The organism is Paucilactobacillus oligofermentans DSM 15707 = LMG 22743 (assembly GCF_001434315.1).
Taxonomy (GTDB): Bacteria; Bacillota; Bacilli; order Lactobacillales; family Lactobacillaceae; genus Paucilactobacillus; species Paucilactobacillus oligofermentans.
On sequence record NZ_AZFE01000015.1, the window covers coordinates 1 to 205 of the forward strand.

Below are 205 nucleotides of genomic sequence, written 5' to 3' on the forward strand. Positions count from 1 at the left end.
TACGTTGATGATACGACCGGAAAAACTTTAAAGACGGATTCAATTTCAGGAACAACGGGCTCGAAATCGAGTTATAGTACTAGTGGCAACATTGCGGATTATAAGAAACAAGGGTATGAGTTGGTTACTGATGGCTATCCAGCAGATTTGACATTCGACAATAATGACACAACTGATCAGAATTTCACGGTTCACTTGAAGCATC

Annotated in this window: 1 protein-coding gene; it reads left to right on the plus strand. The window is 40.0% G+C overall.

What is annotated here, in order from left to right:
• A partial coding sequence (locus FC70_RS09325; protein WP_420835984.1) for a mucin-binding protein occupies positions 1–205 on the plus strand: 205 nt, incomplete at both ends.